This window comes from Lysobacter antibioticus, assembly GCF_001442535.1.
Lineage (GTDB): Bacteria > Pseudomonadota > Gammaproteobacteria > Xanthomonadales > Xanthomonadaceae > Lysobacter > Lysobacter antibioticus.
Genome location: NZ_CP013141.1, coordinates 636,274 through 662,422 on the forward strand (window position 1 = coordinate 636,274; position 26,149 = coordinate 662,422).

20 protein-coding genes are annotated in these 26,149 nt (G+C 63.2%); 9 read left to right on the top strand and 11 right to left on the bottom strand.

The features are described 5' to 3' along the window. Positions 1 to 319: 319 nt before the first annotated feature. The 7 genes from GLA29479_RS02610 to GLA29479_RS02640 all read left to right on the top strand — a co-directional run bounded on the left by GLA29479_RS02610 (position 320) and on the right by GLA29479_RS02640 (position 8,121). Entirely contained in the window at positions 320 to 1,474 is a 1,155-nt protein-coding gene (locus GLA29479_RS02610; RefSeq protein WP_057970687.1) for an SIS domain-containing protein, read from the top strand. Positions 1,475 to 1,481: 7 nt separating this feature from the next. Then, entirely contained in the window at positions 1,482 to 2,423 is a 942-nt protein-coding gene (locus tag GLA29479_RS02615) for an ROK family protein (protein ID WP_057970688.1), read from the top strand. 131 nt (positions 2,424 to 2,554) lie between these two features. Continuing rightward, complete coding sequence (locus GLA29479_RS02620; RefSeq protein WP_057970689.1) at positions 2,555 to 3,880, top strand: D-tagatose-bisphosphate aldolase, class II, non-catalytic subunit; 1,326 nt, start codon at positions 2,555 to 2,557, stop codon at positions 3,878 to 3,880. A 33-nt stretch (positions 3,881 to 3,913) separates the two neighbouring features. Then, positions 3,914 to 4,690 carry a DeoR family transcriptional regulator gene (locus tag GLA29479_RS02625; RefSeq protein ID WP_057919972.1) on the top strand — a complete coding sequence of 259 codons (777 nt, stop codon included), beginning with the start codon at positions 3,914 to 3,916 and terminating at the stop codon, positions 4,688 to 4,690. Next, a complete protein-coding gene (nagA, locus tag GLA29479_RS02630; RefSeq protein ID WP_057970690.1) occupies positions 4,687 to 5,829 on the top strand; it encodes an N-acetylglucosamine-6-phosphate deacetylase in 1,143 nt (380 codons plus the stop codon). The genes GLA29479_RS02625 and nagA overlap by 4 nt, the downstream gene beginning before the upstream one ends. A 573-nt stretch (positions 5,830 to 6,402) precedes the next feature. Further along, a complete protein-coding gene (locus GLA29479_RS02635) occupies positions 6,403 to 7,230 on the top strand; it encodes a competence protein CoiA (protein ID WP_057970691.1) in 828 nt (275 codons plus the stop codon). A gap of 201 nt (positions 7,231 to 7,431) precedes the next feature. Next, on the top strand, positions 7,432 to 8,121 hold the full coding sequence (locus GLA29479_RS02640; RefSeq protein WP_057970692.1) for a helix-turn-helix domain-containing protein: 690 nt from the start codon (positions 7,432 to 7,434) through the stop codon (positions 8,119 to 8,121). A gap of 31 nt (positions 8,122 to 8,152) precedes the next feature. Here the strand turns inward: GLA29479_RS02640 and GLA29479_RS02645 are convergent, their stop codons facing one another. The 3 genes from GLA29479_RS02645 to GLA29479_RS24265 all read right to left on the bottom strand — a co-directional run bounded on the left by GLA29479_RS02645 (position 8,153) and on the right by GLA29479_RS24265 (position 10,837). Beyond that, positions 8,153 to 8,845, bottom strand: a complete 693-nt coding sequence (locus GLA29479_RS02645; protein ID WP_057970693.1) for a hypothetical protein — start codon at positions 8,843 to 8,845, stop codon at positions 8,153 to 8,155. Between the two features lie 80 nt (positions 8,846 to 8,925). Next, entirely contained in the window at positions 8,926 to 9,654 is a 729-nt protein-coding gene (locus tag GLA29479_RS23460) for a DUF2971 domain-containing protein (protein ID WP_082638960.1), read from the bottom strand. Positions 9,655 to 9,949: 295 nt separating this feature from the next. Continuing rightward, positions 9,950 to 10,837, bottom strand: a complete 888-nt coding sequence (locus GLA29479_RS24265) for a PIN domain-containing protein (RefSeq protein ID WP_144436322.1) — start codon at positions 10,835 to 10,837, stop codon at positions 9,950 to 9,952. 501 nt (positions 10,838 to 11,338) lie between these two features. Between GLA29479_RS24265 and GLA29479_RS02650 the strand changes: the two genes are divergently transcribed. Then, the gene (locus tag GLA29479_RS02650; protein WP_057970694.1) at positions 11,339 to 13,534 is read left to right on the top strand and encodes a CHAT domain-containing protein; all 2,196 of its coding nucleotides are present in this window, start codon (positions 11,339 to 11,341) and stop codon (positions 13,532 to 13,534) included. Between the two features lie 92 nt (positions 13,535 to 13,626). On the opposite strand, the gene GLA29479_RS24270 is transcribed toward GLA29479_RS02650, so the two are convergent. The 5 genes from GLA29479_RS24270 to GLA29479_RS02670 form a co-directional block, all read right to left on the bottom strand. Then, a complete protein-coding gene (locus GLA29479_RS24270) occupies positions 13,627 to 14,244 on the bottom strand; it encodes a hypothetical protein (protein WP_144436323.1) in 618 nt (205 codons plus the stop codon). Positions 14,245 to 14,581: 337 nt separating this feature from the next. After that, a complete protein-coding gene (locus GLA29479_RS02655; RefSeq protein ID WP_057970695.1) occupies positions 14,582 to 15,676 on the bottom strand; it encodes a hypothetical protein in 1,095 nt (364 codons plus the stop codon). 767 nt (positions 15,677 to 16,443) lie between these two features. Next, positions 16,444 to 16,950, bottom strand: coding sequence for a single-stranded DNA-binding protein (ssb, locus tag GLA29479_RS02660; RefSeq protein WP_057970696.1), 507 nt, complete (start codon positions 16,948 to 16,950; stop codon positions 16,444 to 16,446). A gap of 886 nt (positions 16,951 to 17,836) precedes the next feature. Continuing rightward, complete coding sequence (locus tag GLA29479_RS02665) at positions 17,837 to 18,391, bottom strand: hypothetical protein (RefSeq protein ID WP_057970697.1); 555 nt, start codon at positions 18,389 to 18,391, stop codon at positions 17,837 to 17,839. Positions 18,392 to 18,471: 80 nt separating this feature from the next. Further along, positions 18,472 to 20,079, bottom strand: a complete 1,608-nt coding sequence (locus GLA29479_RS02670) for a hypothetical protein (RefSeq protein WP_057970698.1) — start codon at positions 20,077 to 20,079, stop codon at positions 18,472 to 18,474. 713 nt (positions 20,080 to 20,792) lie between these two features. Between GLA29479_RS02670 and GLA29479_RS02675 the strand changes: the two genes are divergently transcribed. Continuing rightward, on the top strand, positions 20,793 to 21,791 hold the full coding sequence (locus GLA29479_RS02675) for a polyprenyl synthetase family protein (protein ID WP_057917310.1): 999 nt from the start codon (positions 20,793 to 20,795) through the stop codon (positions 21,789 to 21,791). 650 nt (positions 21,792 to 22,441) lie between these two features. On the opposite strand, the gene GLA29479_RS02680 is transcribed toward GLA29479_RS02675, so the two are convergent. The 3 genes from GLA29479_RS02680 to murL form a co-directional block, all read right to left on the bottom strand. Further along, on the bottom strand, positions 22,442 to 23,239 hold the full coding sequence (locus GLA29479_RS02680) for a dienelactone hydrolase family protein (RefSeq protein WP_057970699.1): 798 nt from the start codon (positions 23,237 to 23,239) through the stop codon (positions 22,442 to 22,444). A 105-nt stretch (positions 23,240 to 23,344) separates the two neighbouring features. Further along, positions 23,345 to 24,745: a UDP-N-acetylmuramoyl-L-alanine--D-glutamate ligase gene (murD, locus tag GLA29479_RS02685; RefSeq protein ID WP_057970700.1), complete on the bottom strand. Its 1,401-nt coding sequence runs from the start codon at positions 24,743 to 24,745 to the stop codon at positions 23,345 to 23,347. After that, positions 24,726 to 26,087: a UDP-N-acetyl-alpha-D-muramoyl-L-alanyl-L-glutamate epimerase gene (murL, locus tag GLA29479_RS02690; RefSeq protein ID WP_057970701.1), complete on the bottom strand. Its 1,362-nt coding sequence runs from the start codon at positions 26,085 to 26,087 to the stop codon at positions 24,726 to 24,728. The genes murD and murL overlap by 20 nt, the downstream gene beginning before the upstream one ends. Between the last annotated feature and the right edge of the window lie 62 nt (positions 26,088 to 26,149).

Sequence of the window (26,149 nt, forward strand, 5' to 3'; positions counted from 1 at the left end):
CTTGCCCCCAGGCCCGCTCGGCGGGCTTCGAAATGTGCTGCGGCCGACTCTAGGGCAGGCTTTCGAAAGCTGTCAATGAATTGAAAGAAAAAAGGAAGAATTTATTTGATAAAACGAAAGTTTGTGCAATGCAATACTTTCCAAACATGCCGAAAACCCCTGTTAATACCGCAACGAAAGCTAATACAGCCGAATCTTTCGTTTTGATTCAGTGGCGCCGGTCACTACGCGAACTTGGTCTATTTCTTTTGTTTTACTTTCGATAATTGACTTTCCGAAAGAAAACACAGATCGTGCCCTCGCTCAACAGGAATCATCCATGGACGTCACCCCGCTCTCCGACTCCTCCGCCTGGCAGCGCCTGGGCGGAGCCGACACCGCCGCCGAGATCGCCCAGCAACCGGCCCTGTGGAATCGCCTGGCCGAGGATCTGGCGCAGGCCTGCGAACGCGTGCAAGCCTTTCTCGGCGACTGCTTGAACGATCCGCGCCAGCGCGTGCTGTTCACCGGCGCCGGCAGCTCGGGCTTCATCGCCGACCTGGTCGCCGACCGCATCAACGCGCAGTGGGCCGCCGAAGTGCGCGCCCTGCACACCACCAGCCTGCTCACCCATCCGGCGCTGTACCTGCAGCGCAACCGCCCGACCCTGTTGGTGTCGTTCGGCCGCAGCGGCTCCAGCCCGGAGAGCGTGGCCGCGGTCGAACTGGTGCGCGCCGAAGTCGAGCACTCGCGCTTTCTCGACATCACCTGCAACCCCGAGGGCGAACTGGCCCGTCGCGGTGCCGGCCGCGAGGACACCTGCACCCTGCTGATGCCGGCCGACAGTTGCGACCGCGCCTTCGCCATGACCAGCAGCCTGAGCTGCATGCTGCTGACGGCGCTGAGCGTGTTCGACACCGCGCCCTGGCCGCAACGCATCGAGCGCCTGCCGCAATTGGCCGTGTTGGCGCACGAGGGCCTGGCGCAATGGGACGCGCCCGCCGCCGCGCTGGCGCAACGCTCGTTCAACCGCGTCATCTATCTGGCCAGTGGCCCGCTCGAAGCGCTGGCGCGCGAAGCCGCGCTCAAGCTGCTCGAACTCACCGCCGGCCGTGTCCTGGCCTTGGCCAACACGCCGCTGGGCTTCCGCCACGGCCCCAAATCCACGCTCGACGGCGACACCCTGGTGGTGGTGGTGCGTAGCGCTCACGCCTTGGCGCGCCGTTACGAGCAGGACCTGCTGGACGAACTGCGCCGCGACGGCATCGCCGGACAAGTGCTGGCGATCGGCCCGCATGCCGACATCGGCGCCGACGACGACCACAGCTTGCGCGTGCCGCCGCTCGACGACACCTGGCTGGCGCCGGTGTGGCTGACGTTCGCGCAGATGTACGCGCTGCAGCGCTCGGCCTCGCTCGGTCTGACCCCGGACAACCCCTTCCCGGACGGCACCGTCAACCGGGTGGTCAAGGGCGTCACCATCCACCATGGCTGAAGCGCCCATGGCTGAAACTTCGATCCCCGCGATTTGCTACGGCATCGACATCGGCGGCACCAAGATCGAACTGGTCGCCTGCGATGCCGCGCTGGAGGTGCGCCATCGCCGGCGCATCGCCACGCCGCAAGGCGACTACGCCGGCTTCCTGGCCGCGCTGGAAGCGCTGGTGGCTGCAGCCGACGCCGACCTGGGACTGGTCGATACCGCGATCGGTATCGCCCTGCCCGGCGTGCGCGACCGCCGCAGCGGCCGCCAGCTCAGCGCCAACGTACCGGCACTGACCGGCCACAGCGTCGCCGCCGACCTGCAGGCGCGGCTGCGCCGACCGCTGCACTTCGGCAACGACCTGCAGTGCTTCGCCTTGTCCGAAGCCCACGGCGGCGCCGCCGAGGGCTACCCGAGCATGTTCGGCGCGATCCTCGGCACCGGCGCCGGCGGCGGCTACTGCCTGCACGGCCGGCTGGTGGTCGGCTTCAACGGCCTGGCCGGCGAATGGGGCCACTGGAGCGTGCCGGCGCATCTGCTGCAGCGCCACGGCCTGCCCGTGCTGGACTGCGCCTGCGGCCTGCGCGGCTGCGTGGAGCGCTATGTCTCCGGCAGCGGCCTGGTCGCACTGCACCACCACTTCGGTGGCGAGGCCGTCGATGCCGGCGCGGTGATCGCTCAGGCCGAGGCCGGCGATGCACGTGCGCGTGAAGTGCTGGCCATCCATCTGGACCTGCTCGGCCACAGCCTGGCGGCATTGGTATTGGCGCTGGACCCGCATGTGATCGTGCTCGGCGGCGGCCTGTCGCAACACGCGCCGCTGTACGACGTGCTGCCGGCTGCGGTCGCCGCGCATTTGTTCGCCGGAGTGCAGGTGCCACCGATCGTGCCGCCGCGCTTCGGCGATGCCGGCGGCGCCCGCGGCGCCGCCCTGCTCGCCTGGCCGTCGGCATTGTCTTGAGCTCGCTTGCCTGAGTGCACGCTGGTTTGAGTGCTGGTTCGCCTGAGTTCTTGTTTGGCTGAGTTTCTTGTTTGTCTAAGTTCCGGTTTGTCTAAGTTCCGCCTCGTCCTGAGTCGCGTTGGAGTTACGCCATGTCGCCCGTGCAATCGCTGATCGCCTCCCACCGCCAAGGCCGCAACGTCGGCCTGTACAGCGTGTGCTGCAGCAACGAACTGGTGCTGCGCGCCGCGATGGACGTGGCCCATCGTCACGGCACGTTGTTGCTGATCGAAGCGACCTCGAACCAGGTCGACCAGTTCGGCGGCTACACCGGCATGACCCCGCCGCAATACCGCGACTACGTGCTGGCACTGGCGCGCGAAGAAGGCTTCCCGGCCCACCGCCTGGTGCTCGGCGGCGACCACCTCGGCCCCAACGCCTGGCAGAAGCGCCCGGCCGAAGAGGCGATGGCGCATGCGCGCGTGCTGATCGAAGCCTACGTGGCCGCCGGCTTCCACAAGATCCATCTGGACTGCAGCATGTCCTGCGCCGACGACCCGACGCCGCTGGCGGACGCGACCGTCGCCGCGCGCTCGGCCGAACTGGCGCGCATTGCCGAACGCACCGCCGCCGAACACGGCCTGCCGCCGCCGGTGTACGTGATCGGCACCGAAGTGCCGGTGCCCGGCGGCGAGGCCTCGCTCGCAGGCGGCCTCGCGGTGACCACGCCGCAAGCGGCCGAACAGACGCTGGCCATTCATCGTCAGGCCTTCGCCGCACCGGATTTGGCCGCCGCCTGGGAGCGCGTAATCGCGATGGTGGTGCAGCCCGGCGTCGATTTCGACCACAGCAGCGTGCACGACTACGACCCGGTCGCGGCCGAAGCCCTGGCCGACTTCCTCGAACGCCAGCCGCGCATCGTGTTCGAGGCGCACTCCACCGATTACCAGCGCGAAGACGGCCTGCACGCGCTGGTGCGCGACCACTTCGCCATCCTCAAGGTCGGCCCGGCCGCCACCTTCGCCTACCGCGAGGCGCTGTTCGCGCTGGCCGCGATCGAGGCCGAACTGCTGCCGCCCGAGCAACGCTCGGAACTGCCGCAGGTGTTGGAGCGCTGCATGCTCGACAACCCGAAGCACTGGCAGCAGCACTATCACGGCGACGAGCGCGACTTGCACCTGCTGCGCCTGTACGCACTCAGCGACCGCTGCCGCTACTACTGGGGCGAACCGGCCCTGGTCGCCGCCGTGCAGCGCCTGTTCGACAACCTGCGCGCACATGCGCCGCCGGCGTTCCTGCTCAGCCAATACCTGCCGGAGCAATACCGCGCAGTGCGCGCCGGCAGCTTGGCCAACACTCCCGAGGCCTTGGTCCGTCACCGCATCGGCCTGTGCCTGGACGAGTACGCCCGCGCCTGCTCGGCGAACACTGCCGGCGAGCGCGCGCCCGCCAGCGCCGTCGCTGCGGCGAACGGCTAATCTTCGGCTTTTCCTGCGGATCGAGAAATGGCCATACGCAATACCCGCTCGCGCCGGCAACAGATCCTGCAGTGCCTGATCGAACGCGGCTCGGTGCAGGTGGCCGAGTTGGTCGAGCGCTTCGACGTGTCGGCCGTGACCATCCGCGCCGACCTCAGCCATATCGAATCGCAGGGCCTGGCCACCCGCACCCACGGCGGCGCCAACCTGGTGCGCACGCCGCCGCAGGAACAGGACATCCACGAGAAGGACGCGCTGAACCTGCCGCTGAAGGAATCGATCGGCGCGCGCGCCGCGCAGTTGGTGCAGGCCGGCGACAACATCATCATCGACTCCGGCTCCACCACCATGACCCTGGCCCGCCATCTGCGCGGCCATCGCGACGTCACGGTGATGACCAACGGCCTGAACATCGCCTGGGAACTGGCCAACGCCCCCGGCGTGGACGTGCTGCTCACCGGCGGGCTGCTGCGCAAGCAATCGCTGTCGCTGCAGGGCAGCCAGGCCGAGGCCAGCCTCACTGCCTACAGCTTCGACACCTTGTTCCTCGGCGTGGACGGCCTGGACCTGCAGTTCGGCCTGACCACCCACGATGAGGCCGAAGCCCGCCTCAACCACCGCATGGTCGAACGCGCGCGCCGCATCGTGGTGCTGACCGACGCCTCCAAGTTCGGCCGGGTCAGCCTGCACCGCATCGCTCACCTCAACCAGGTCCACGCCATCATCACCGACGCCGGCATCGACGAGCGCTACCGCGAAGGTCTGCAGCAATTGGGCATCGAATTGATCATCGCCGAGCCACAACCGTGACCGAATTGCACAGCTTGCAAGGCCGCATCCTGACCCCCGAGGGTTGGCGCCGCGGACGCATCAGTTTCGATCACAAGATTCGCGTTATCGAGGAGGGTTCTGCAAAAGCGGGTCCGGTCCAGGCAGGTTCGATCGACGGCATCGACGGCGACGAAGCCATCGTCCTGCCCGGCTTCATCGACCTGCACGTGCACGGCGCCGCAGGCGTCGACCTGATGCAAGGCAGCGACGCCGCGCGCACCATCGCGCGCACCCACGTGCGCCACGGCACCACCGCTCTGCTCGGCACCACGATGACCGCCGCCGAGGCCGACATCGTCCACGCCCTGCGCGGCCTGGCCACGGCCATCGCCGAACCCGACCCGAATGCGGCGCAGATCCTCGGCGTGCACCTCGAAGGCCCCTTCATCAGCCCGCAGCGCCTCGGCGCGCAGCCACCGCTGACCGTCGAAGCCACCTTCGAATCCGTGCAACGCCTGCACGCACTCGCGCCGATCCGCGTACTGACCCTGGCGCCGGAAATCGGCCGCCACACCGAACTGATCCCGCTGTTGAACACACTGGGCATCCGCGTCCAAATCGGCCACAGCGCCGGCACTTACGAAGAAGGCCTGGCCGCACTGCGCGCCGGTGCCGCCGGCTTCACCCATCTGTTCAACGGCATGACCGGCGTCGACCACTACAAGCCCGGCATCGCCGCGGCTGCCCTCGCCCACGCCGAATACGCCGAACTGATCCCCGACCTGCAGCACGTGCACCCCGGCGCCATCCGCCTCGCCGTGCGCGCCATCCCGCGCCTGTACGCCGTCACCGACGCCACCGCCGCCACCGGCATGCCCGACGGCGAATACGCACTCGGCTCGCAGCGCGTGCACAAATGCCTCGGCTGCGTGCGCCTGGCCAGCGGCTCGCTCGCCGGCAGCGCACTGACCATGGATCAAGCACTACGCAACTTGGTCGAAGTTGGGCTCGACCTGGCCGACGCCGCGCGCCGTGTATCGACCTTCCCCGCCGACTACCTGGGCCTGACCGACCGCGGCCGGCTGGAGCCGGGTGCCTGCGCCGATCTGGTGGTGTTGGATGCCCAGTTGCGGGTGATGCGGGTGGTGGTTGCGGGGCAGGCTGTCGAGTTGGCTTGACTCGCCCCCTACCTCCCCAACCGTTTCGCCTGCCAGGCGAACATATCCATCGGCAGCGCGATGTTGATGGCTTGCTGACCAGCGCTGTTCGCTAGCTGGCACGCCTAATTAGGGGCCGGTCGCACAAACAATCCGATATGGGAATCATGTCGCAAAAGAAGACATAGGATCAGGCGACCCGCAACCGGATGAAGCGCAGAGAGATTGAAACGCGTCGCTCAATGCCGTTTGAGTCCATATGGATCAGCGCACGAGAGCGCAGCTACGAAGCTGCGCGGGATGAACAGCGCCGCTAGAGAAAGTTTGACTGTGTCGGTGGCTGGGCCAACCAAACCCGGGCTCAAACCCTCTTGATGGGCGAATGGGGGCCATTGAGGGCCATTGCGGGGGCTGAATGGGGTTCCGAGGGCTGGTCAGGGCTAGTCATGGCTCCCTAGGACCGACCCACTGATGTCCGCCGTCAGCCAATAGCGGACGAGCCCCTCCCCGTGGCAACAGTCTCGCGGCGTGCGACGAGCTTGTGCCAATCTAACTCCATGCGCCCCTCACCCGCCCCTCCAACACACGCCCCCTATGCAGTACGTCCTCGTTGACGGCAGCCGCAAAGAAGCAATTCCTGGTGGACATGGGTTATGCGAAACCTGTGGCTCGGTGATGGTGGCCAAATGTGGGCCGCGTGTAATGCATCACTGGGCGCATTTCAGCCGTCGAAATTGCGATCCATGGTGGGAAAACGAAACCCCCTGGCACCGGGCATGGAAGAACTTGTTCCCGGAAACATGTCGCGAGATTAGCCATGTGGCTCCCGACGGGGAGATTCACCGCGCGGACATTAAGACCCCAACGGGAATCGTGATCGAGGTGCAGCACTCGGCAATGACAGACCAAGAGCGCCTCTCCCGCGAGGCCTTCTACGGTAACCTTGTCTGGATCCTAGACGGCAGCGCGTTTCACAACAACTTCCAGATTCACCACATGCTTCCCGATCCCAAGTCGGCCGTAGCACAAGATCTAATCTGGACTCCTGCCGGACCACGCCTGCAGGGGGCCAACCGCGGCATCTTCGTGCGTTTGTCGGAGTGCCTGAAGGAAGACCCGACAGTCACAAAGGCGACGGCGCGAGGCGGCTGGATGCATTTCTTACCCGACATCGAAGCAGAAGTCCGCGAGGCGTACCGGGGGCACCACCAGTATGTCTGGATCCGCCCACGCCGCACCTGGCTAGACGCAACTTGCCCTGTATACATCGACTTCGGGGAAGACTGGCTGGCGCGCCTCGATACCTACGATGAGACGGGTTTACCCTGTCTACTCCGAGTCAGCAAGCGCAAGTTCTTGCATGACGTGATGGTGGAGACCAACGTACGCGCGATCGCTACCCGCTATTACCCGATTCCGTGAAAGCGCCCCACCCCAAGCCGCTTTCAAGAAACGTCTCGTAAACAGTGAAGCCTCGCTCGTACGCCGCGGTCCGAGGCTGCATTCTCGTCGAGCCGGAGGGAGTAATTGACCGGTGTCAGCTGCCTGTCGGGGTCCTGTCGTGTCGCCGATCCCGATGAGTTTCTAGTCTGGGATTCTCGATACCAAAGGAGTGACCGCTTCATGGACCCCCAGAATATCGCCACCCCGCCCCGCCAGCTGACAGCCGCCGAAGTCGGTGCTTGCGTACGACTATTTCGCGAGTTGCGCCACTGGTCGCAAGAACAGTTAGCCGAGATCTCCGGTCTGAATGTCCGCACCATCCAGCGCGTAGAACAGGGCAGTTCCGCAAGCTTCGATACGCGCCGCGCCCTGGCCCGTGCCTTTGAGTTTGAAGACATCGACGCTCTCAACAAGCCCTTTTCGGTACCCAGCACTGAGGAGTTGCAGGCCGCACAGGCAGATTTCGAGCGTGAGCACATCACGCTGGCCATGTCTCCCCTGACGTCGGGTCGTCAGCTCGCCAGTCTGGTCACGTCCTGCGAAATGGACTTATCGGAACCCGCCTTCGAGTTGCCACGCGAAGCGGCCGAGGAATTCGCTGTTCTTGTGGACTACTACCGCGACTATCGGGACTGCCACGATCTCTACTCGGAGACACAAAAGCTTGAGGTCTACGAAGACTTGCAGCGGCACGTCGACGCGTTGCGCGCTCTGGGCGTTTCTTTGTGCCACGGATCCCGCAAAGTTCGCGTTGGCCTCGCCCAGCCAGGAATAGACCCGCTGATCGCTACAGTCCTATACGTGGTGGCATTTCGGGTAGGCCATGAACCGGCCCAGATCGCCACACCTAAGGCCGCTCGCATCGGCTAGCGGCATCGGCTTAAATAATTCTTAGACCGCATTACTTGACGGCCTGCGGCTTAACAGCTCGGTCAATGACTGAGTTGGTTCTTTCATGCACGAACTCCATTAACTTGCCAACGGATTCCGTTGCTTGGTCTAAGTACGCCGCTTCAACTCCAATCTCAGAGTGAGTAACGTCAACGCCTGCAATTTTACCAAGGGCAGAAATTTGCTCTTTTGTAAGCGACAGTCTCTCGCCATTGTGATGCACAAGTGCGTTGCGCAGAGCAAGAAGATTCTTAATAGGGCTCCACAGATCATCTGGAGTTTCAAAGGAGCCATGCCTTTCGAGATAGGTCTTACGAGCGCTCCAAGGGTCACCCTTAAGCTCAGATGGCTTGAACAGGATCTTGTCACCAAGCGCAGTTGAGAGTCGGTCACATTCGCGCTTAATTGCGCTCTCAAGAAGAGAGGCAACAAAGATTACATGTGAGTAGCGCGCCCTCTTGCGATAGTAGCCAACTGCAACGACACCACTGTCGTTGATCTCTTCAGCGCCTGCGGAAACCTGCTCCTGAATGTATTCCTGCTCCTCCGCCTCCATCTTCGTCCAAGTCTCTTCGGTTTCGTTTCTGAACCAGCGAAAGAGGTCCAGTTCGTAGATTTCCAGTGAGCGATGCCCCCTCAATCCAGCAAGGAAGTGCTTCCGCATTGAGTCCTTCAAGTAGCCGGGAATTGGTCCGAGTTCCATCACTACTCCAAGTATGGTCTAACGCTTGAATTGAGTCTCGATGCGAGGCGGTGTCAGCTTGAATGAGTTATTAGCTAGCATTACGTGTACCTAGGGATTCCCAACATACTTGACACTCGAATGCGATCACCAAGGCCAGCCTGCTCTGCTGCTTGCCTTATGGCTTGGATCTCAGGCTGATCGAGAGACGGGCCAAGGAATATGCGATCCACCAGTACATCGAGATTAAAAGGAGCCTTGATTCCTTGCTCAGGGACGGCAACACCGAACTCCTCAGCTAAGCTAAGTGAGATACCGAGTCGGAACTCGCGCTCCCAGGAAAATGCCATGTGCTTGTGCCAGAATCTTGCCAGTGAATTCACTCGAAGCCTTTCTTGGAGCAAGTCAACGTACTTCACGTTGCCACACCAAAGATCTTCGCCTTGATGTTGCGGCTCTAGTCGAAAGGTGGTCGCCGCCTCCGACAAGCGGCCCGGGGTTGTGCGAATCGCAACGCCTTTCCAAGCGCCGGCATACAGCTGCCACATCGCATCGCTTTCGTAGATCGAGCGATGCCAGCAATTGATCTTTGTCAGTCTCCGGAGCTCTTCAAATGCACGCTCACCGAGTTCGCCGTCGAGCGGGTAGCGGGGATCTATGTAGGCTCCGGGAGGTAGTACGGCAGTGGCACCCTCGAATGGATCTTGAAACTGGCGGGCCGCAGCAAAGTATAGCTGCCCAGATTCTAGAAGATCGATGAATCGCTCCGTCTTGAAATACCGCCAGAGATGCTCTTCTTCATCGATCACTTCGTCGGTTGCGTTACGCAAGGGCGCCTCTGCTAGCAATAGCCGGATCTCGGGACCCGGTTACAAATTATCAACAGCGCACCGCATGATGAGCTATCCCCTCGATACGGCTTGATCTTAGGGCTACTGGGTCCGGCAAACAAGCAAGCGCTTAACCAGACACAGCGACTAGACCTAAAGCGCTCGTGGCGAGCATCAGGTGAGGCTTGGCAATGTCCGCTTTGGGTCGGAAGTGGACGTTAGCACCGCGCTGGTCGCGGATAGCTGTAGCAATGAGGAATATGACGCTTGCACCGCCCTCTATTAGGAACCCTGCTTAACCTGACTGGCCGCCCGGATCTGCCGCGCCTGATACCAAGAGAAGCTCGCGAATAATCGCGCGAGCACGAGCGACTTCTTCGGGGGGAGCGATGCTTAAAGCCTGCTCAAAATTGCGCTTAGAAGACGCGACGATATCGATCTCAGCATCTTGCTCTTTGGCTGATACAGGAATAGAAAAATGTTTCAGCGCCGCAGACAACTTCTGATATAGCAAAACTTTCCGCTTCTTGCTAACTCGCTCACTGAATTCCTGTTTGAGCTGATCATTTATGAGCGCATCGTCATCTATAGACCGGCCATAATCATTGTCACGACTGACAATGACTAGCTCCGCGTTTTGCACCCGCGCGCATTCAACCATCCACTCCCAGTTGAAGCAATCGCCAAATGACGTATCGCCATTCTTTCGGGGCGGACATCCATGCAAGAAACGCCGGATTGCCCTACGTCGCATTACCAACTTGCCAGGACTTGACCTCGCTAAAACTAGAGAGTCATCCTTGTGAAAAATTCGCTGGCACGTTTGATAGACAGGATCAAACCGGGATGGATCAATGAGCGCGCGCTTCAGCTTGGCCCTTAATTCAGCGACACGCCTTTTGGCCGTCTCCACATCTTTGCTAAGCATTTGCGTCGTACGCAAATCTGTTACAAATCCAGGATGAATAATTTTTGCAGGAGGCTTCAGTTCGGTTATCCCCTCAATAATAGCCGCCTGTCTATTCTTCTTGTATTCAATCTCGAGCTGAAACGTAACGATAATCTGACTTGAAACGGACTCGACTCGCTTCAACAATTGCAACCCCGCCTCGTTTCTAGCGCGGTAAAAATCGAGCCAGATATTAGTATCAACGAAAAGAATCTTTCGAATCTTGGATGGCATCGATACCGTCCCCAGCCAGCAGATAACTGCTATAACGCGTTTGCAGGCTGAATCAGGACACCGGCATGAAATCGGCCTAAGGAACGCTAGTTGCACGCGTCATAAACACTCTCGTCTGAGTTACCAGGGTTTGGTGGACGCTTCCAGACGGGACTACTCCGCATGCCCTACCCTGTCTCACGCTGCCCATTACCAGTCTGGGGGCTAATGGGGGCTCTTGGGGGTCAATGAGGGCCATTGGGGGTTGGTGGGCCCACCAGGACCGGAGCAAACCCTCTTGATGGGCTGGTGAGGATTCCTGGGGGCGAATGGGGGCTATTGGGGGCTATTGGGGCCGGCAGCCTTGTCACGCTCTCCTGACCAGTAACATCTGCACATCACGGCCTTACAGGCGAGCCCGGGAACTGACACTCTACAAAAGCCCATTCCGCTATCAGCCTGGATACCGGCGGGTATCCATGTCCTGGTAATTCCAAAGCCGGCTACGGAGAGCCAACAATCATGGCAACCTCGATCGAGGGTCAAGTCGGCCCCAACTCGGACGAAGTCACAGACTCGCACGAGGACGGCGTCTCATCGGACCTGCAGCACGCTGGCTCCTTGAATTACTGGCTGATTACTCCAGAGATCGGCGAGCAGCATACGACCTTCCAGGGGTTCAGCGCTGACCTTCTGATGATTCGGGGGTTCGACGAACTGATTCATTTAATGTCGATCTTGCCAGCGAGCGCCTACGAGGTCTTCGCCTCTCCCGAACAATTGCTGCGGGCGCGGCGACCGGTGTCACCGAAGCGGGCATCGATCGTAAACATTTCACTGTTCCTGGAGCATTGGCCCCAGCTGAGCGACGCCCCTGGGATCCACGTGATCCTGGGGCAGCCCCCGCAGGTTCGCGCTGCGATATCAACTATCCGTGACGAAAACGCGCTGTTTGTCTGCATCGACCGGGTGGAAGGTGCGATCAACTTCCACGATCATATAGGGTTGCCAGCACAACTACTCGATGACGCGCTGGCCCTGGCGCTACTAACGCGCCTCCCCGCGTCACTGCGCGAGCGTACCAACCGCGCGGTGCTGCGCGGCCCCTTTCCGCAGAGCGACGAGCCCTCGCGCATCAACGGCGTCACCGTCGCGAACGAAACCCTCGCCGAGTCGTTGGGCTACGTCTACCGTGGCCAAAACGGTATTCTCGGGCCCGACCAGATATACGTCGACGCCATTCTCCATTCGGCGCACCGCACCCGAAGCCTTATGGGCGGCCATTCGAACGGCTTGATTCTATACGCGCCGGCGATGGCTCGGCACTTGTACACGTTCGGAACCACGATCTGGAACAACCTTTTTCGTGAGATCCCTGACCGCGAGACACGCGAATTGATAAAGAACGGCCTGTTCCGCAATCCGCACTACTCCGGCTTCTCAATGCCCTTGCGCGACGGTCGGCCACCGAAGAATCCCTACGACGACCCAGCGGCTGCGGCGCTGCTGTCTGTGAGGCAGCACGAGTTGCGTTTGACCGGCGCCGGGGTCGGTGCACTCTCTGCCAATAGCATGCAGCCAACGTTGCGCCTACCGAACGGCGTGAACTTCCACGGTGGGATCCTGCGCGAGATCGAACGCCACGCCGACCGCGCCGATCCGCGCGGCCGCGCGTTGCTGCAGAAGAACTATCTCGAACTCGCCCGGAGCATGCACAAGCAGATTCATCCAGACATCCTCGACGACATTCACCACCACCAAGGGCAAATCACTTTGGTGGCCGACGCGCCGCTAGAATGGCTGCGCATCGACGGTCTCCCGTTGATGATCCGACATGAACTGTCGCGTATCGGCATGACTCCAGGCAATCAAATGCTCTCTCAATGCATCGAGATGGGCATGAAGGTTCTGCCTGAAGATGCATTGCAAGAGATTCTGGTGATCCGCTCATTTGCGGAGGACGATCCGATCCGCATGCACTTAAGTCGTGCCATCGATATTTGCGAATGCAACACTGTGAAAGTCACGTTCGTCGATGTAGCAAGCCGCGCGGAGTTGATCGCGCGCCTAAACGAGTTCTCAGGCGCAATCGCTGTGTTCGACTGCCACGGAGGCCACGACGGCGACGACAGTCACGGCTGGCTGCACATTGGCAAGGAAAAGATCGATGTCTGGCAATTGGCGCACGTCGCGCGAGTTCCTCCGATCGTCGTGCTCAGCGCCTGCTCGACGTTCGCATTGGCGGGGTCGCATGCGTCGGTGGCAAACGGACTGTTGCGCTCTGGCGCAATTACCGTGCTCGGGACGTTCCTGCCGGTAAATTCGCAGCGGTCGGCCGCGTTCGTCGCGCGCCTGCTGCTGCGCCTCGACCAATTTCTACCGGCAATACGCGCGAGTGGCGTCAAGATCATTACCTGGCGAGCCTTCGTCAGTGCATTCATGCGCATGGCCTATGCGACCGATCTTCTCTACCTTTTCATCACCGAAAAACAATGGTTGGAGCACGACCGATTCGCCCGCATTAGCGTTAAAGCGAACATGGACATTAATACTTTGCATCCTAGGTGGTACCGCCGTCTGTTGCGCCGCATCGGCGCGGCCGCTGGCCGGCCCATTGAGGAGGTGACAGCGGTGATCGAAAACGAGTCCCCACTGCTGGAGACAATGTACTACTGTCAGATCGGTCGGCCGGAGACGATCGGCATCGAACTCGTTTGAGTCGCCAAGCAGAAGCGCGCCATCACCGACGTGAGGTCCGAGCCATACTTGTCGTCGGTCGACGACCGCGAAGCTTCTTCGACTAGAAGGAGTTAGGCATTAGCCGTAAGCGGCAAGATCTCACTTTGCTTCTCTAGAGTGGTCGCATGAAACCATTCAATAAGTAAGCCGCCATCGTCAATGATCTGCAAGAAGTACCCAGTTGCTGGGCTGCAGTTCACGGCTGAGTTGCGGTCAATAACCTCTTTTATTTTAGGCAGATAGTGTACAAACAGAGCTAGCTGTACCTCTAGATCTTCGGACGAGTTAGGAAGGAGCCGAAGCCCAGTGCCAAAGTAGCGATCTGGCTCTGGCAAAAACAGAATTATTTCAGCTTTTGTCTCGTATGTGCTAACCGAGCGCATGATCGCGCGCGCAATTGCACGCAGCGAGTTTGCACCAGAGAAGATGCCAGAGACAATTTTACCCCTAGCGCGCCACGATTCTTTCGCGGCCTCCTTGACGAGCTCCGCTATGTATAACGCCGCGTAGGCTGACAGGCCTTGTTGCCACCATGATAGTTCCGCAGCCAGTTTGATCCAGGATGGTGCATCCGTGGATTTATAACCAACGACTTCTGAATCAATCTCAACGTTCATGTATGGCCGAAGATCTCTATAAAGATCATCAATCTGGACCAGAGCGACGTCAGAAGTTCGTTGAATTTTCATGTCAAGTTCTATCCAGTAAGCAGCCGCGGCCCGTTTAAACAATTAATTACAAAACGCCACAGGGCGCTCTGCCCTGCTTTCCATTTCATCTTATGCCGTGGCCCAGACGGCGAACAAGCCGACTAATTTAACGCCCGTCTAATCGCAGATCCTAGTCATGCTACCCGAATGACGGCGACTTCATTTCCGCGTTCGCCAAGCTCGCGGATCCAATCATGGACTTCGCCTCGGCCGCCGGCCACTACGCATGCGAGCACGCTGATCAGCGCATTGACTAGTTGCTCATCGACGCCGGCAAGATGGATTCCGCCCATCGTCAGACCTGAATTTCCAAAGCCTAGGGCAATGGTTGGCTCTTCTGGGCAGGCACAGGCGGGGCAGACGCCGCTTTCGCCGTGGCTTGAGGTGCCGATTGTGCTGGCGGGCTGGTCGGGGGCATGGGGCGATGGGTTACTGAGCTAATTGCGATCCAAGTTATTACGCCCACCACCAGAAGGGTTTGAATGAAGGCGTACACGGCCTGCCATTGAGCTGCCCGCAATGTCGACTGAGCGTCGCTCATGACATCCCCCGACTGGGCACGTTCAATTTGCTTGCGAACTCGGTGTCGCATTGGCCAAATTGAGCCCTGCAGCGCCGCCTTGGCCAAAACGGAGAGGCTGTACTGCGAGGGTCCAGTCTCGGCGATGCTGCGCCCGATCGTTTCACCTGACGCGCGAGCCGCAACGGTCACCGCGTTCCACTTCTGCTTCAAACCGAGCAACACCATGACCGCCAAGACGACTAGAACCCCAGTGATAATTGAGGGTGTGACGAACAAGGGGACCTTGTCCTTGTTGGTCACAATGAGTGCCGCAAATGCTGCGTAGCTTGCGGTGAGCCAAGTGGAATAAGTATCGAAGAGCGACGCCCCCTTTTCGGCGCTTTGAATAAGGATTGCCCTGGCGTTGAACGTTTCCTGCGACAATTCGGCATTCATTAGGGCCTGCACATAGTCGGTGAGGGCGACGAGCTTGGCCTCGGCTCTCGTCCAGTCTGCGGATACTGACGCCGGAAAGCCTTTACCCCGGAGACGCTGGTCGACGTCGACCATTCTCACGAGGACTCGCCTGCTTTCGCTGATCAAGACTCCCTGGACGAATTCGAGAACAATCATTACGTCGTGCTGCTGCTCCCTAGCCGTTTTTGCAGCAGTCTGGATCCAGATTTCAGCAGCGTTCCGAAGGAATGGGTCGATGAAGCTGGTGTCCCAGTACACATCCCGGGGGGAACCTTCAAATTCGATTCCTTCATAACCGATTTCCGTGCCATCGGCCCGGATAATCTGAATGCCCTGACGGAAATTGAGCCAAGGATCGATCTTTTTCCGAGTGAGGCTGCGAAACCCTTCTTGAATCAATCCTTCTAGAACGAAATGGCCGGTTGTCGTCATAGTCCTTCTCGATTCACTCCGATTCGATCGCGGCGAGGTTGGCGGTTGACCAGCGGCCGACGTAATACTGCCCTTGTCGCAGGCTGGCCGCAGGCGCGCTGAGACGCTGGTGGTCGTCCCGGCGCGGGACCACTATGGCTTCTCACGGCTCGCCCCAGTTCCGTCGAACTTGGCCGACAAAGACTCGCTTCGGCACCCGTTCAAGCAGAAAGTATTCCCTGGCGAAATGGCGCTAGACCAAAGACTCGGCAGGGTGAAGGGCATACGCCAATGGTAGCGCTCCCGGTCATCACCCAGTCGATCTCGCTGCTGCTCACGGCGCAAGATTGCGCGGACTTCGGCCATCGCTGGGATCAATTCAGACCGTGCGTGGCGTAGCCACGTAGGCGCCGGCGAGCGAACTCAATCAAGGTGGCCTGGACAGCGGTTTCATCGGGGTGGGCTCCCGAAATCCATCATTCCGGGTGACGGTACGCAGGCTCCCGGGCGCGGGCGTCGAAAAGCTTGGGGGACGGAGGCGATCTCGGACATAACGTGTATCTATGCGCAGCCCCAATGACGGCCTCGCAAGCAATCGCATCTAGCGGCTTTGACTACTTCGCGGAGTCCCACGTTATGTCCAAGACCGTCCATCCAACATATGCAACTAAGCAGGCCCTTAGGGTGTCAGCACCTCCAGCGCCGAGCTATAGCCCCTAACGCCACAGACAAAAAAACGGGAGACCGAAGCCTCCCGTTTTTATGATCAAAGCATCAAGCGCGCCGACTCAGAACGGAATGTCGTCGTCCGCGAAGTCGTCGCCGAAGTCGTTCGACTTGGCCGGGGGCGCTTCGCGACGCGGGGCGGAGTCCTGGCGACCGCCGCCGGACGGGCGCGCGGAGCGCTCGCCACCGCCGCCTGAGGAGCGCGCGGGGCGTTCGCCGCCACCGCCGCCTGCATCGCCGCCGCCGAGCATCTGCATCTCGTCGGCGATGATGTCGGTGAAGTACTTCTCGACGCCGTCCTGACCGGTGAACTTGTCGTAGCGGATCGAGCCTTCGATGTAGACCTGGCGGCCCTTGCGCAGGTACTCGCCGGCGATCTCGCCGAGCTTGCCGAACAGCTTGACCCGGTGCCACTCGGTGCGTTCCTGGGTCTGGCCGTCCTTGTCCTTGCGCACGCTGGTGGTGGCCAGGCTGAGGGTGGTCACGGCCATGCCGCCCTGGGTGTATTTGGTCTCAGGATCGTTGCCGAGGTTGCCGACCAGGATGACCTTGTTGATGCCGCGTGCCATGGGATTCCTTACATATTGCCGGGGGTACGGCCGGGATGATGGATTATAGCGGCCTCCCCGGCCATCGGCGCCGGGCGCGGCCGGGCGTGGGATTTGTCCGATCGGGGTGTCCGGATGGAGGACGTGCGGCCGGGTCTGATGCCGTCGAATCGGGGCGAGAGCCTTGGCTCGCTTGGGTCTGGGGCCACACCGGGTGCGCGGTCCGACCAGGAGTTCGGCGGCCGGCGGCTCGCTGCAGGGATCCGGGGCCTGACGCCGGCCCGATCGGCGGGAAGCATCCGCAGGTGCCGGGACAGCTCTGTCGGGTCTTGGCCTTGAAGGCCGATCCTCCTTACGCGGCACGCGAAGCATGGCGGTCGCGGCTTGCGCCGCTCCTACAAGGGCTACGGGTAGTCGCGCCGCGAGGTTGAAGCGGCGCGGTCGCGGCTTGTGACCGAAGGAAATCCAGCAGGACGCCGCTCCTACAGGGGCTACGGACCGTCGCGCCGCGAGGTTGAAGCGGCGCGGTCGCGGCTCGCGCCGCTCCTACAGGGGCTACGGACCGTCGCGCCGCGAGGTTGAAGCGGCGTGGTCGCGGCTCGCGCCGCTCCTACAGGGGCTACGGACCGTCGCGCCGCGAGGTTTAAGCGGCGTGGTCGCGGCTTGTGACCGAAGGAAATCCAGCAGGACGCCGCTCCTACAGGGGCTACGGACCGTCGCGCCGCGAGGTTTAAGCGGCGCGGTCGCGGCTTGTGACCGAAGGAAATCCAGCAGGGCGCCGCTCCTACAGGGGCTACGGACCGTCGCGCCGCGAGGTTTAAGCGGCGCGGTCGCGGCTTGTGACTGAAGGAAATCCAGCAGGACGCCGCTCCTACAGGGGCCACGGACAGTCGCGCCGGCAGGCGGCTCAGTGTGCAGGCTGAGTCTGCGCCGAAACCAACGCGGCCTTGTCGACGCTGAGCTTGCCGGCGGCGTCGAGGGTGGCGGTGACGCGATAGGTGGTGCTGCGCTCGTAGTCGTTGCTGTAGAAGGTCAGCACCTTGGCGTTGCCGTCGGGCCGCAGCGTGGGCGCGTACGAGCTGGCGCCGGACTTGCGGATGCGGCGGATCGCCGACGGCGCGTTTTCGTCGACCATGACCCCGCCGACCGGAGCGAACCGGGATACGACCTGGGCCCACCATTCGGCCGGAGCGTTCTGGCCGCAGCTGCGCAGCACGGCTTCGGCGCCGCTGGCGCCGCCCGCCTGGGTGCCGCTGACCAGCGAGCCGTCGGGCAGGACGGCGTAATCGGCCGGCTGCTGGCCGGCGCGGGCCCGGTTGGAGACGCGGTAGAAACGGCAGCCGGCCAGGTCGAGGGCCTGGGTCGAGCCGACTTCGATCTGGTCCTTGCTCCAGCCGTGGTCGCGCACCGCGGCGGCGCTGACTTCGGCGACCACATCGGCGGCGCTAGTATTGGCGTCCATCGCAATCTCCTTGCTGCAAGCGGAAGTAGCGGTCGCAACCCATCCCAGGAACAACGCCTGGAGGATGCCACCGGACAGACTCAGTTGTCCCGGTCTCCGGGCGGAACCGAGGCGGCTGGATCGGACGGATTGGTCTTCCATTTGCTGGTATCGCTCAGGACGGACTGATAGTTGCTCGCATCGACCTTGAGGCCGGTGAGCTGGCTCAGGGTATCGAAGATCTTGGCGGCTTCCTCCGGCTTGTCGAGCGCGCCGTCGGTGTCCCACCACCAGTCTCTCTGGATGCCGTGAGCATAGTCGGCATAGCCGCCGCTCGGGTTAAGGAAATATTCCCAACGGTCCGCCGCCTCTTCGTTGCTCGGCGGCTTGCCGTTCTCGGCCATGTAGCCGACGTACCAGGCGCGGTATTCCTCGTTGAGGTAGTCGAAGGTCTGGTTGGTCTCGTCGCCGTTCACCAGGTGGCTGACCTCGTGCGCGGTGGTGTTCTCGATCACCGCTTCGGCGTCGCCGCCGCTGACCCGGTTGTTGTCGGCCGGCACCTTGTTGGCGTTCAAGGTCAGGGTCTCGTCGTCGGCATAGCCGTAAGTGGTGTTGCCGCCTTCGTCGGGGATGGCTTCCCACTCCAACTCGTAGTCCGAGTCGGGCGACAGGAAACGGTTCAAGGTGTTGTCGATGATCGCGCGATCGCCGCTGTCGTGCTGCGACAGGTGCGCGACCAGCTTCAAGGAACGTTGCTTGTCGCCGGCGTCCTGGTCCTGGAACCACTCTTTCTGCAGGGTCCGCTCCATGTTCGAGACCGAGCGCGAGTCCGGATAGTTCTTGGCCTGGCTCAATACCGCGGTCTTGTCGCCGGCCGAGAGTTCGGAGAATTTCTTGTCTTCGATCAGGTCGTGCAAGGCCTTCGGCAAGGCGGTGTCGGTGGACTTGCGGCCGGCCAGGGCGTCGGTGATGTTCTTCTGGTCGGCGGCCGGCAAGGCCTTGAATTCGGCCGAATGGGTCAAGGCGAATTCTTCGAGCTTGGCGCTCTTCTGCGGCGCGGTCAGCGCCTGGAACGAAGGGTCCTTGATCTGCTTGAGCAGGTCGTTGGTGGTCCCGGCATCGCCCTTGGCATCGCGGAAGACCTCGGCCGCCAGCTTCTTGTCTTCGGGCGACAAGGCCTTGAACTCGGCGGAGTTGTACAGCTCGCTGCCGGCCTTGTAGCCGTCTTCCTTCAGGCCCTTGATCAGATCGTTGAGCTCGCCGGGGTCGCCGGTACGCGCCAATTGCAGCGTGTCCTTGACCTGCTGCGGCACGCCCGGGTCGTTGAGCGCGGCGATGACGTCGTCCTTGCTCGCGAACCCGTCCGAGCGCCCGCGGCCGGCCGCGGTATCGAGCAATTCGCTGGTGTAGTTGCCGTTCTTGATCGACTCCATCGCGCCGGTCACGTCGCCGCGGCCGATGGTGCCGTCGACTTCGCCCTTGCCGGCGCCGACGTCGAGGAAACTGCGCACGGCCAGGCTGCCGAGCACGTCCTTCGCCGCCTGCTGCTGCTCGGGCGTGAACTTGTTGTCGACGTTGTCGGCGACCGCCTGCAGGTCTTCCTGGCTGATCTTGCCGTCGGCCTTGCTCGGGTCGCCCTGCCTGGCGGTATCGAACACACCGAAGTCGCGGTCGAGGACTTGCGTGGTCTTGACGCCATCGATGGCCATGATCGTTCTCCGACGCGGGGGAGGCGAGCCCCCGAGGGCTCGCCACGAATGCACGCAGCCTAGTCCTCGCTCCCGGCCCGGTTCCATTAGGGCTGACCCTAGAAATGGCCTGCGCGACGGGCCCGAACCAGGGAGCCAATATCGACAGTGTGGCCGCCGTCACGTTCGCGATCGGCGCATTCGGCGGGCTCAAGGCCCGATCCGGTCGCTCCGGTACTGAGTCCGGTTGTCGCAGGCGCGCCGGCACCATCGGCCCGCGAGGCGGCGGCCAGGCCGGCGGGCCCGATGAACGAAGTTCGACCTGAGGGGCTCATCGCTGAGCCGGCCGCGCCGAGGATCGCGCTGCGCAGGAATGCAGGCGCCCGGGCATCGCCATGCCGCCTACCGGTAACCCGGGGCCAAGCGGCGGCAAGGCCTGCTGCGCTCGCCCCGCGATCCCCGCCCCATCAGGCACTTAAGCGGTCCCGCCAGGCCCGGTCCGCCGCGGCATCCAATGCCACGGCGATCGAAATGGCGAGCCTCGCAGCGCACCCAGGCGCCTCGCCCCGGCGCCGCGGCCGCGGCGAATCCAGGTCCTGCCGGCCACGCCCGGCATTCGGCAAGGCCCGCCGGGCCACGGCCCCAGATCGCCGGGACTTCGCGGCCTGCGACGCAGGCTTAAGCTCGACGGCGCTCACACTCTATAATCGCGTTTCCAACCACTCGGCCGTCCCATGCCTCCCAGCGCCACGACCATGTCCGTCGCCGATCTGGCGACCATCCAATCCCTGGCCCGTGACGACATGGCAGCCGTCGATGCGCTGATCCGCCGACGCCTGTCTTCCGACGTGGTATTGATCAACCAGGTCGCCGAATACATCGTCGGCGCAGGCGGCAAGCGGCTGCGGCCGATGCTGTTGCTGCTCGCCGCCGGCGCCCTGAATCATCGCGGCCCGGACGCGCACCAGCTCGCCGCGGTGGTCGAATTCATCCACACCGCCACCCTGCTGCACGACGACGTGGTCGACGAGTCCGACCTGCGCCGCGGGCGCAAGACCGCCAATGCGGTGTGGGGCAACGCCGCCAGCGTGCTGGTCGGCGATTTCCTGTATTCGCGCAGCTTCCAGTTGATGGTCGAGCTCGACCGCCTGGAGGTGATGAAGATCCTCGCCGACACCACCAACCAGATCGCCGAAGGCGAAGTGCTGCAGCTGCTGCACGTGCGCAACCCCGACACCGACGAGACCGCCTACCTGCGCGTGATCGAGCGCAAGACCGCGGTGTTGTTCGCCGCCGCCACCCGCCTGGGCGCGGTGCTGGCCGGCTCGGACGCCGAAGTGCAGCAACGCATGCACGACTACGGCATGGCCCTGGGCTATGCCTTCCAGATCGCCGACGACGTGCTCGACTACGCCTCCGATGCGCAGACCCTGGGCAAGAACCTCGGCGACGACCTCGCCGAAGGCAAGGCCACCCTGCCGCTGATCCACGCCATCGCCCACAGCGACGACACCACCCGCGCGCGCCTGCGCGCCGCGGTCGAGCACGGCGACACCGAAGCGATGCCGGAAGTGCTGGCGGCGATCCACGCCACCGGCGGCCTCGACTACAGCCGTAAGCGCGCCTGCGACTATGCCGCCGCGGCCGAAGCGGCATTGGATGCGCTGGAAGAGAACGACTACACCGCCGCCCTGCGCGGTTTGGCGCGGTACGCGGTCAGCCGCGATCACTGAGTCGCGGTAATTTTGGTTGGGGAGGCGCCCCTCCCCTGTAGGCGCGGCGTCCTGTTGGATTTCCTTCGGTCACGAGCCGCAACCGCGTCCTCTCAATCGCGTCGATGTCGGCCGTAGCCCAGGGTAGGAGCGACGCAAGTCGCGACATCGTTGCTACCTGCTTACGGCGTATCCATCAAACAGGATCAAAACCTAGATCAAACGCTAAGAGCTTCCGCCACTAAAGCGGCGGGTTACTTTCTTTTGTCTAAAGCAACAAAAGTCCATCTGGATTCCCTTCGGTCAAAGCTAACCAAAGAAGTTGCTTTTCTTTGAATCCGGCCCGCACGTTCGGTGCCGACGCAGGGCTCTACATACGGGAAATCCTTGTCCCGATGAAAAACGGCGCGCATCCCTGCGCGCCGCCCTTCGGGTCTTCTGTTGCCTTCGCGAGTGCGAGGCGGCGCACAGCCATAGCCAGAGGCAGGGCTAAGGCCTTAAACCGAACTGGCTTCGAAAGATTTTCGTCGACCGGGATTCGCGGTCGCGGCTTGCGCCGCTCCTACCCTAAGAGCAAGCGCGTGCCCTTGCTGTTGCCGTGAAGAGCTTGGCGCAGCCGCGAGCTTACAAGAACAGTTGGAGACCCGGAGGGCCTGCGGCCGGTTACAACCTCAGTGCGCGCCGAATCGCTCAGCGAAAAACGCCCGCATCGCCGCGAACGAGCGCTTGGCGGCGCGTTCGTCGTAGCGGCAATTGTCGCCCACCGGATTGTCGGCGTCCTCGATCTGCGAGAAGCAATGGACTGCGCCGCTGTAATTGACGAACTGCCAGTCGGCGCCGGCTTCGTTCATTTCCTTCTCGAAGGCGACGATGTCTTCCTGCGGCACCGATTTGTCGGCGGCGCCGTTGAGCACCAGCAGCGGGGTGTTGACCTTGACGCCGTTGCTCGGCAAATGCGATTTGAGGCCGCCGTGGAAGCTCACCACGCCGGCGAGGTTGGCGCCGGTTCGCGCCAGTTCCAGGGCGGCCGAGCCACCGAAACAGAAACCCAGGGCGCCGATCTTCGAGGCGTCCAGCGGCGCGCTCTTGTCCTGCGCCTTGAGCGCGGCGACCGCTTCGCCGACGCGCTTGCGCAGGCTGGTGCCGCCGTCGGCATAGGCCTTGCCGACCGCGGCCTTGGCTTCGGTCTTGTCCTTGGGACGCACGCTCTTGCCGTAGACGTCGGCGACCAGCACGACGTAATCGTCGCCGGCGATGTTCTTGGCCTGCTTGATGGCGTCGTCGGTGACGCCCATCCAGTTCGGCACCATCACCAGGCCCGGGCGCTTGATCTTGTTGACGTCGTCGTAGACCAGCACGCCGCTGTAGCTGTCGTCGCCGACTTTCCACTCCACGGGCTTGGTCTGCATCGCCGCGAATGCGGGCGAAGCGCACAGTACGAGAGACATCGCGGCGGCAAGACGGCGCATGGTCGGACTCCGGGTGGCTTGGGAATGCGCGCACCTTAGCGCGTCCGCCCGCGGTGTGCGCGTGAATCCGGTCGCGCCCGCCGCGGCGGGCGCGAAGCCGCAGGTTCAGGCTATGCCGAGCCCGGCGATGGTACTGATCGAGTCTGGGTCGAAGCCGGCCAGCTCGGCGAAATGCCGGCCGCGTGCGACGTAATCGCGATAGGGACCGTAGCTCGGCGCGCCCGGCGACAACAGCACCACCCCGCCCTCGCCGCCGCCCTCGCGCAGCGCGGCCTGGGCCTGGGCCATGGCCTCGGCGAGGTCCTTGGCCGCGGACAGGCGGAAGTCGGATTGCGCCGCGATCGAGGCCAGCAATTCGTGGATGCGCGGGCCGTTCTCGCCCATGGTCACGATCGCGACCGGCGCCTGCCGGCGCATCGCATCGGCGAACACCTGCCAGTCGATACCGCGGTCGTGGCCGCCGAGCAGGATCGCGATGCGGCGCCCGGCGAAGCAGTCGAGCGCGGCCAGGCTGGCGTGCGGCGTGGTGCTGATCGAGTCGTTGACGTAGACCAGGCCGTCGCGCTCGCCGAGCTGCTGCAAGCGGTGCGGCAAGGGACGGAAGCTCGCCGCATGCGCGGCCAGCGGCGCCGCATCGACGCCGAGCGCTTCGATCGCGGTCAGCACCGCGCACAGGTTGCCGCGGTTGTGCCGTCCGGGCAGCGGCAGAGCCGAGGTGTCCAGCACCTCGCGCTCGCCGCGCCACAGCACGTCGCCGCGCAAATGCCAGCCGTCTTCGCGGCCGAACCAGCGGATTTCGCTGTCGGGCAGATCGAGGCAGGCGAGCACCGCGTCGTTGGCGTTCAACACCGCGATCTTCGGCTTGCCCGCGGTCAGCAGGCGCAGTTTGTCTTCGACGTAGCGCGCTTGCGAGCCGTGCCAGTCGAGATGTTCGGGGTAAATGTTGAGGGCGATCGCGACCTCGGGGCGGGCGCCGCCCGCGGCGACGTCGCCGGTCTGATAGCTCGACAGTTCGATCGCCCAGAATTCCGGCGGCTGTGGCGGGTCGAGCACTTCCAGTAAGGGCAAGCCGATATTGCCGGCCAGCGCGGTGCGATGACCGCCGGCGCGCAGCAGATGCGCGAGCAGCGAGGTGGTGGTGCTCTTGCCCTTGGTGCCGGTCACGCACACCGTGCGCGCATCGGCGTGCTCGCCGAACCACAGCGCGGTGCCGCCGATGAAGCGGGTGCCCTGCTCGGCCGCGGCCAAGGCCTCGGCGCGATACGGGCTGATGCCGGGCGACTTGATCACCCAGTCGAACGCACTCAGGCGTTCGGCGGTGGCGGCGGTTTCGACCGCCAGGCGCGCGTCGTTCAAGCCACGCGCATCGGCGGCTTCATCGGCCGAACAGAACAGGGTCAGCGCCAGTTCGGGCAGGCGCGAGCGGATCGCCTGATAGGCCGCGCGGCCTTCGCGGCCCCAGCCCCACAGCGCGACGCGCTGCCCGTCAAGCTGCGAAATGAGCACGCAGCCGCTCCCACAGGGCCGGCGGCAGACGCTGTTCGTCGTCCAGCACCAGCAACGGTTCGATGCGCAGATCGTCGCCGCCGAGTTGCGGACGGATCTCGCGCGCGAAGCGTTCGACCAGGGTGTCTTCGCGCCATTCCGGACGCTCGGCCAGCGCCGCCATCGCCGCGCGCGATTCGCGGCCTTCGCCGACGCACTCGAACGGCTTGTGGTTGCGGTATTCCAGCAGCGCGTCGAAGCCGTCGGTCTGGGCCGCGTCGTCGAGCAGGTTGCGGCCGAAGATGCCGACCAGGCGCGGCTTGGGCATGAACGGCGCCAGCGCCAGAAACACGAAATGGCACTTCGGACATACCCCGCACCAACGGCTGGCGGGACGCTCGCCGAGGATATGGAAGTTGCGGTTGCAGCTGCTGAAGTGGGTGTCGTAGCGATCGGTGCGGGCGAACTGGCGCGCCACCGCAAGCTCGCTGAGTGGGCGCAGCAACGAGTAGTAATGCAGGTCGGCGGCGACCTGGTGCTGCACGTAGTCGCCGAACGCCTGCTCGCAGGCCCAGCCCTTCGACCACTGGTGGTTCACCTCGCCGGTGCCTTCGATCAGGCTGCCGTAGCTGGCGGAGCGCTCGTTGGAGAACACCACCTGGTCGACGCCGTGCAGCAGCGCGGCCAGGACCATGATCGCCGAGTTCACCACCGTCACCGGGATGTGGCCGTTGTAGGCGCCCTGACGGTTGAGTTCGAACAACTGCGGCGCCAGCGCGCGGCCGAGGTTGAGGGTCGGCAGTTCCGTGCGCTGGGCGCAGGCGGCGATCAGTTGCGAGCCGCCGATCCAGGTCACGGTCTGTTCGACCCCGAGGGTGCGCAGCGCTTCGATGCTGACCAGCGAATCCTTGCCGCCGCCGATCGCGACCAGGGCGTGCGGTTTCAACCCTAACGGGCCCGCCTTGGTATCGGCCGCCGCAGCGTCGACCGGAAAACGGATCTTGCCGTGCAGGTTCAAGCCGTTGCGATAAGCGAACTCGCCCAGGCCGTTGACGTAGATCAGCTCCAGCAGCGCCGCGGTCTCGGCATCGATCGCATACGAATCGATGCGGATGGTCTCGGGCACCGCGGCCTTGTAATAGCTGACGCCGGCAATCAGGTGCAGCAGGCGCAGCGCGCGCTCGACCGCGGTCGCACGCGCACCGGCAAGGGCGAACGGCGCGCCCGGCACGGTGATGGTTTCGATCAGTTCCGGACCGTCGTCGAAGGCGTAGACGAGTTCGGCGACGCCGGTGGCGGCGTCGAGCTGGCAACGCACGAAGCGGAACACGTCGGCTTTGAAGGAACTCTGGGTCGGGATCATGCGGCGGCTCCGGCGGGCGCGGTTGCAGCGATAAACCGGAAAACACGCCGGGCCTGCGACAG

Excerpts from the sequence above, each read along its gene's own strand:
- GLA29479_RS02670 (WP_057970698.1), bottom strand. The coding sequence starts at position 20,079 with ATGGCCATCGATGGCGTCAAGACCACGCAAGTCCTCGACCGCGACTTC.
- GLA29479_RS02640 (WP_057970692.1), top strand. The coding sequence starts at position 7,432 with ATGGACCCCCAGAATATCGCCACCCCGCCCCGCCAGCTGACAGCCGCC.
- GLA29479_RS02645 (WP_057970693.1), bottom strand. The coding sequence starts at position 8,845 with ATGGAACTCGGACCAATTCCCGGCTACTTGAAGGACTCAATGCGGAAG.
- GLA29479_RS02620 (WP_057970689.1), top strand. The coding sequence starts at position 2,555 with ATGTCGCCCGTGCAATCGCTGATCGCCTCCCACCGCCAAGGCCGCAAC.
- GLA29479_RS02655 (WP_057970695.1), bottom strand. The coding sequence starts at position 15,676 with ATGACGACAACCGGCCATTTCGTTCTAGAAGGATTGATTCAAGAAGGG.
- murL (WP_057970701.1), bottom strand. The coding sequence starts at position 26,087 with ATGATCCCGACCCAGAGTTCCTTCAAAGCCGACGTGTTCCGCTTCGTG.
- GLA29479_RS02665 (WP_057970697.1), bottom strand. The coding sequence starts at position 18,391 with ATGGACGCCAATACTAGCGCCGCCGATGTGGTCGCCGAAGTCAGCGCC.
- GLA29479_RS02650 (WP_057970694.1), top strand. The coding sequence starts at position 11,339 with ATGGCAACCTCGATCGAGGGTCAAGTCGGCCCCAACTCGGACGAAGTC.
- GLA29479_RS02680 (WP_057970699.1), bottom strand. The coding sequence starts at position 23,239 with ATGCGCCGTCTTGCCGCCGCGATGTCTCTCGTACTGTGCGCTTCGCCC.
- GLA29479_RS24265 (WP_144436322.1), bottom strand. The coding sequence starts at position 10,837 with ATGCCATCCAAGATTCGAAAGATTCTTTTCGTTGATACTAATATCTGG.
- GLA29479_RS02610 (WP_057970687.1), top strand. The coding sequence starts at position 320 with ATGGACGTCACCCCGCTCTCCGACTCCTCCGCCTGGCAGCGCCTGGGC.
- GLA29479_RS24270 (WP_144436323.1), bottom strand. The coding sequence starts at position 14,244 with ATGAAAATTCAACGAACTTCTGACGTCGCTCTGGTCCAGATTGATGAT.
- GLA29479_RS02675 (WP_057917310.1), top strand. The coding sequence starts at position 20,793 with ATGCCTCCCAGCGCCACGACCATGTCCGTCGCCGATCTGGCGACCATC.
- ssb (WP_057970696.1), bottom strand. The coding sequence starts at position 16,950 with ATGGCACGCGGCATCAACAAGGTCATCCTGGTCGGCAACCTCGGCAAC.
- GLA29479_RS02635 (WP_057970691.1), top strand. The coding sequence starts at position 6,403 with ATGCAGTACGTCCTCGTTGACGGCAGCCGCAAAGAAGCAATTCCTGGT.
- GLA29479_RS02615 (WP_057970688.1), top strand. The coding sequence starts at position 1,482 with ATGGCTGAAACTTCGATCCCCGCGATTTGCTACGGCATCGACATCGGC.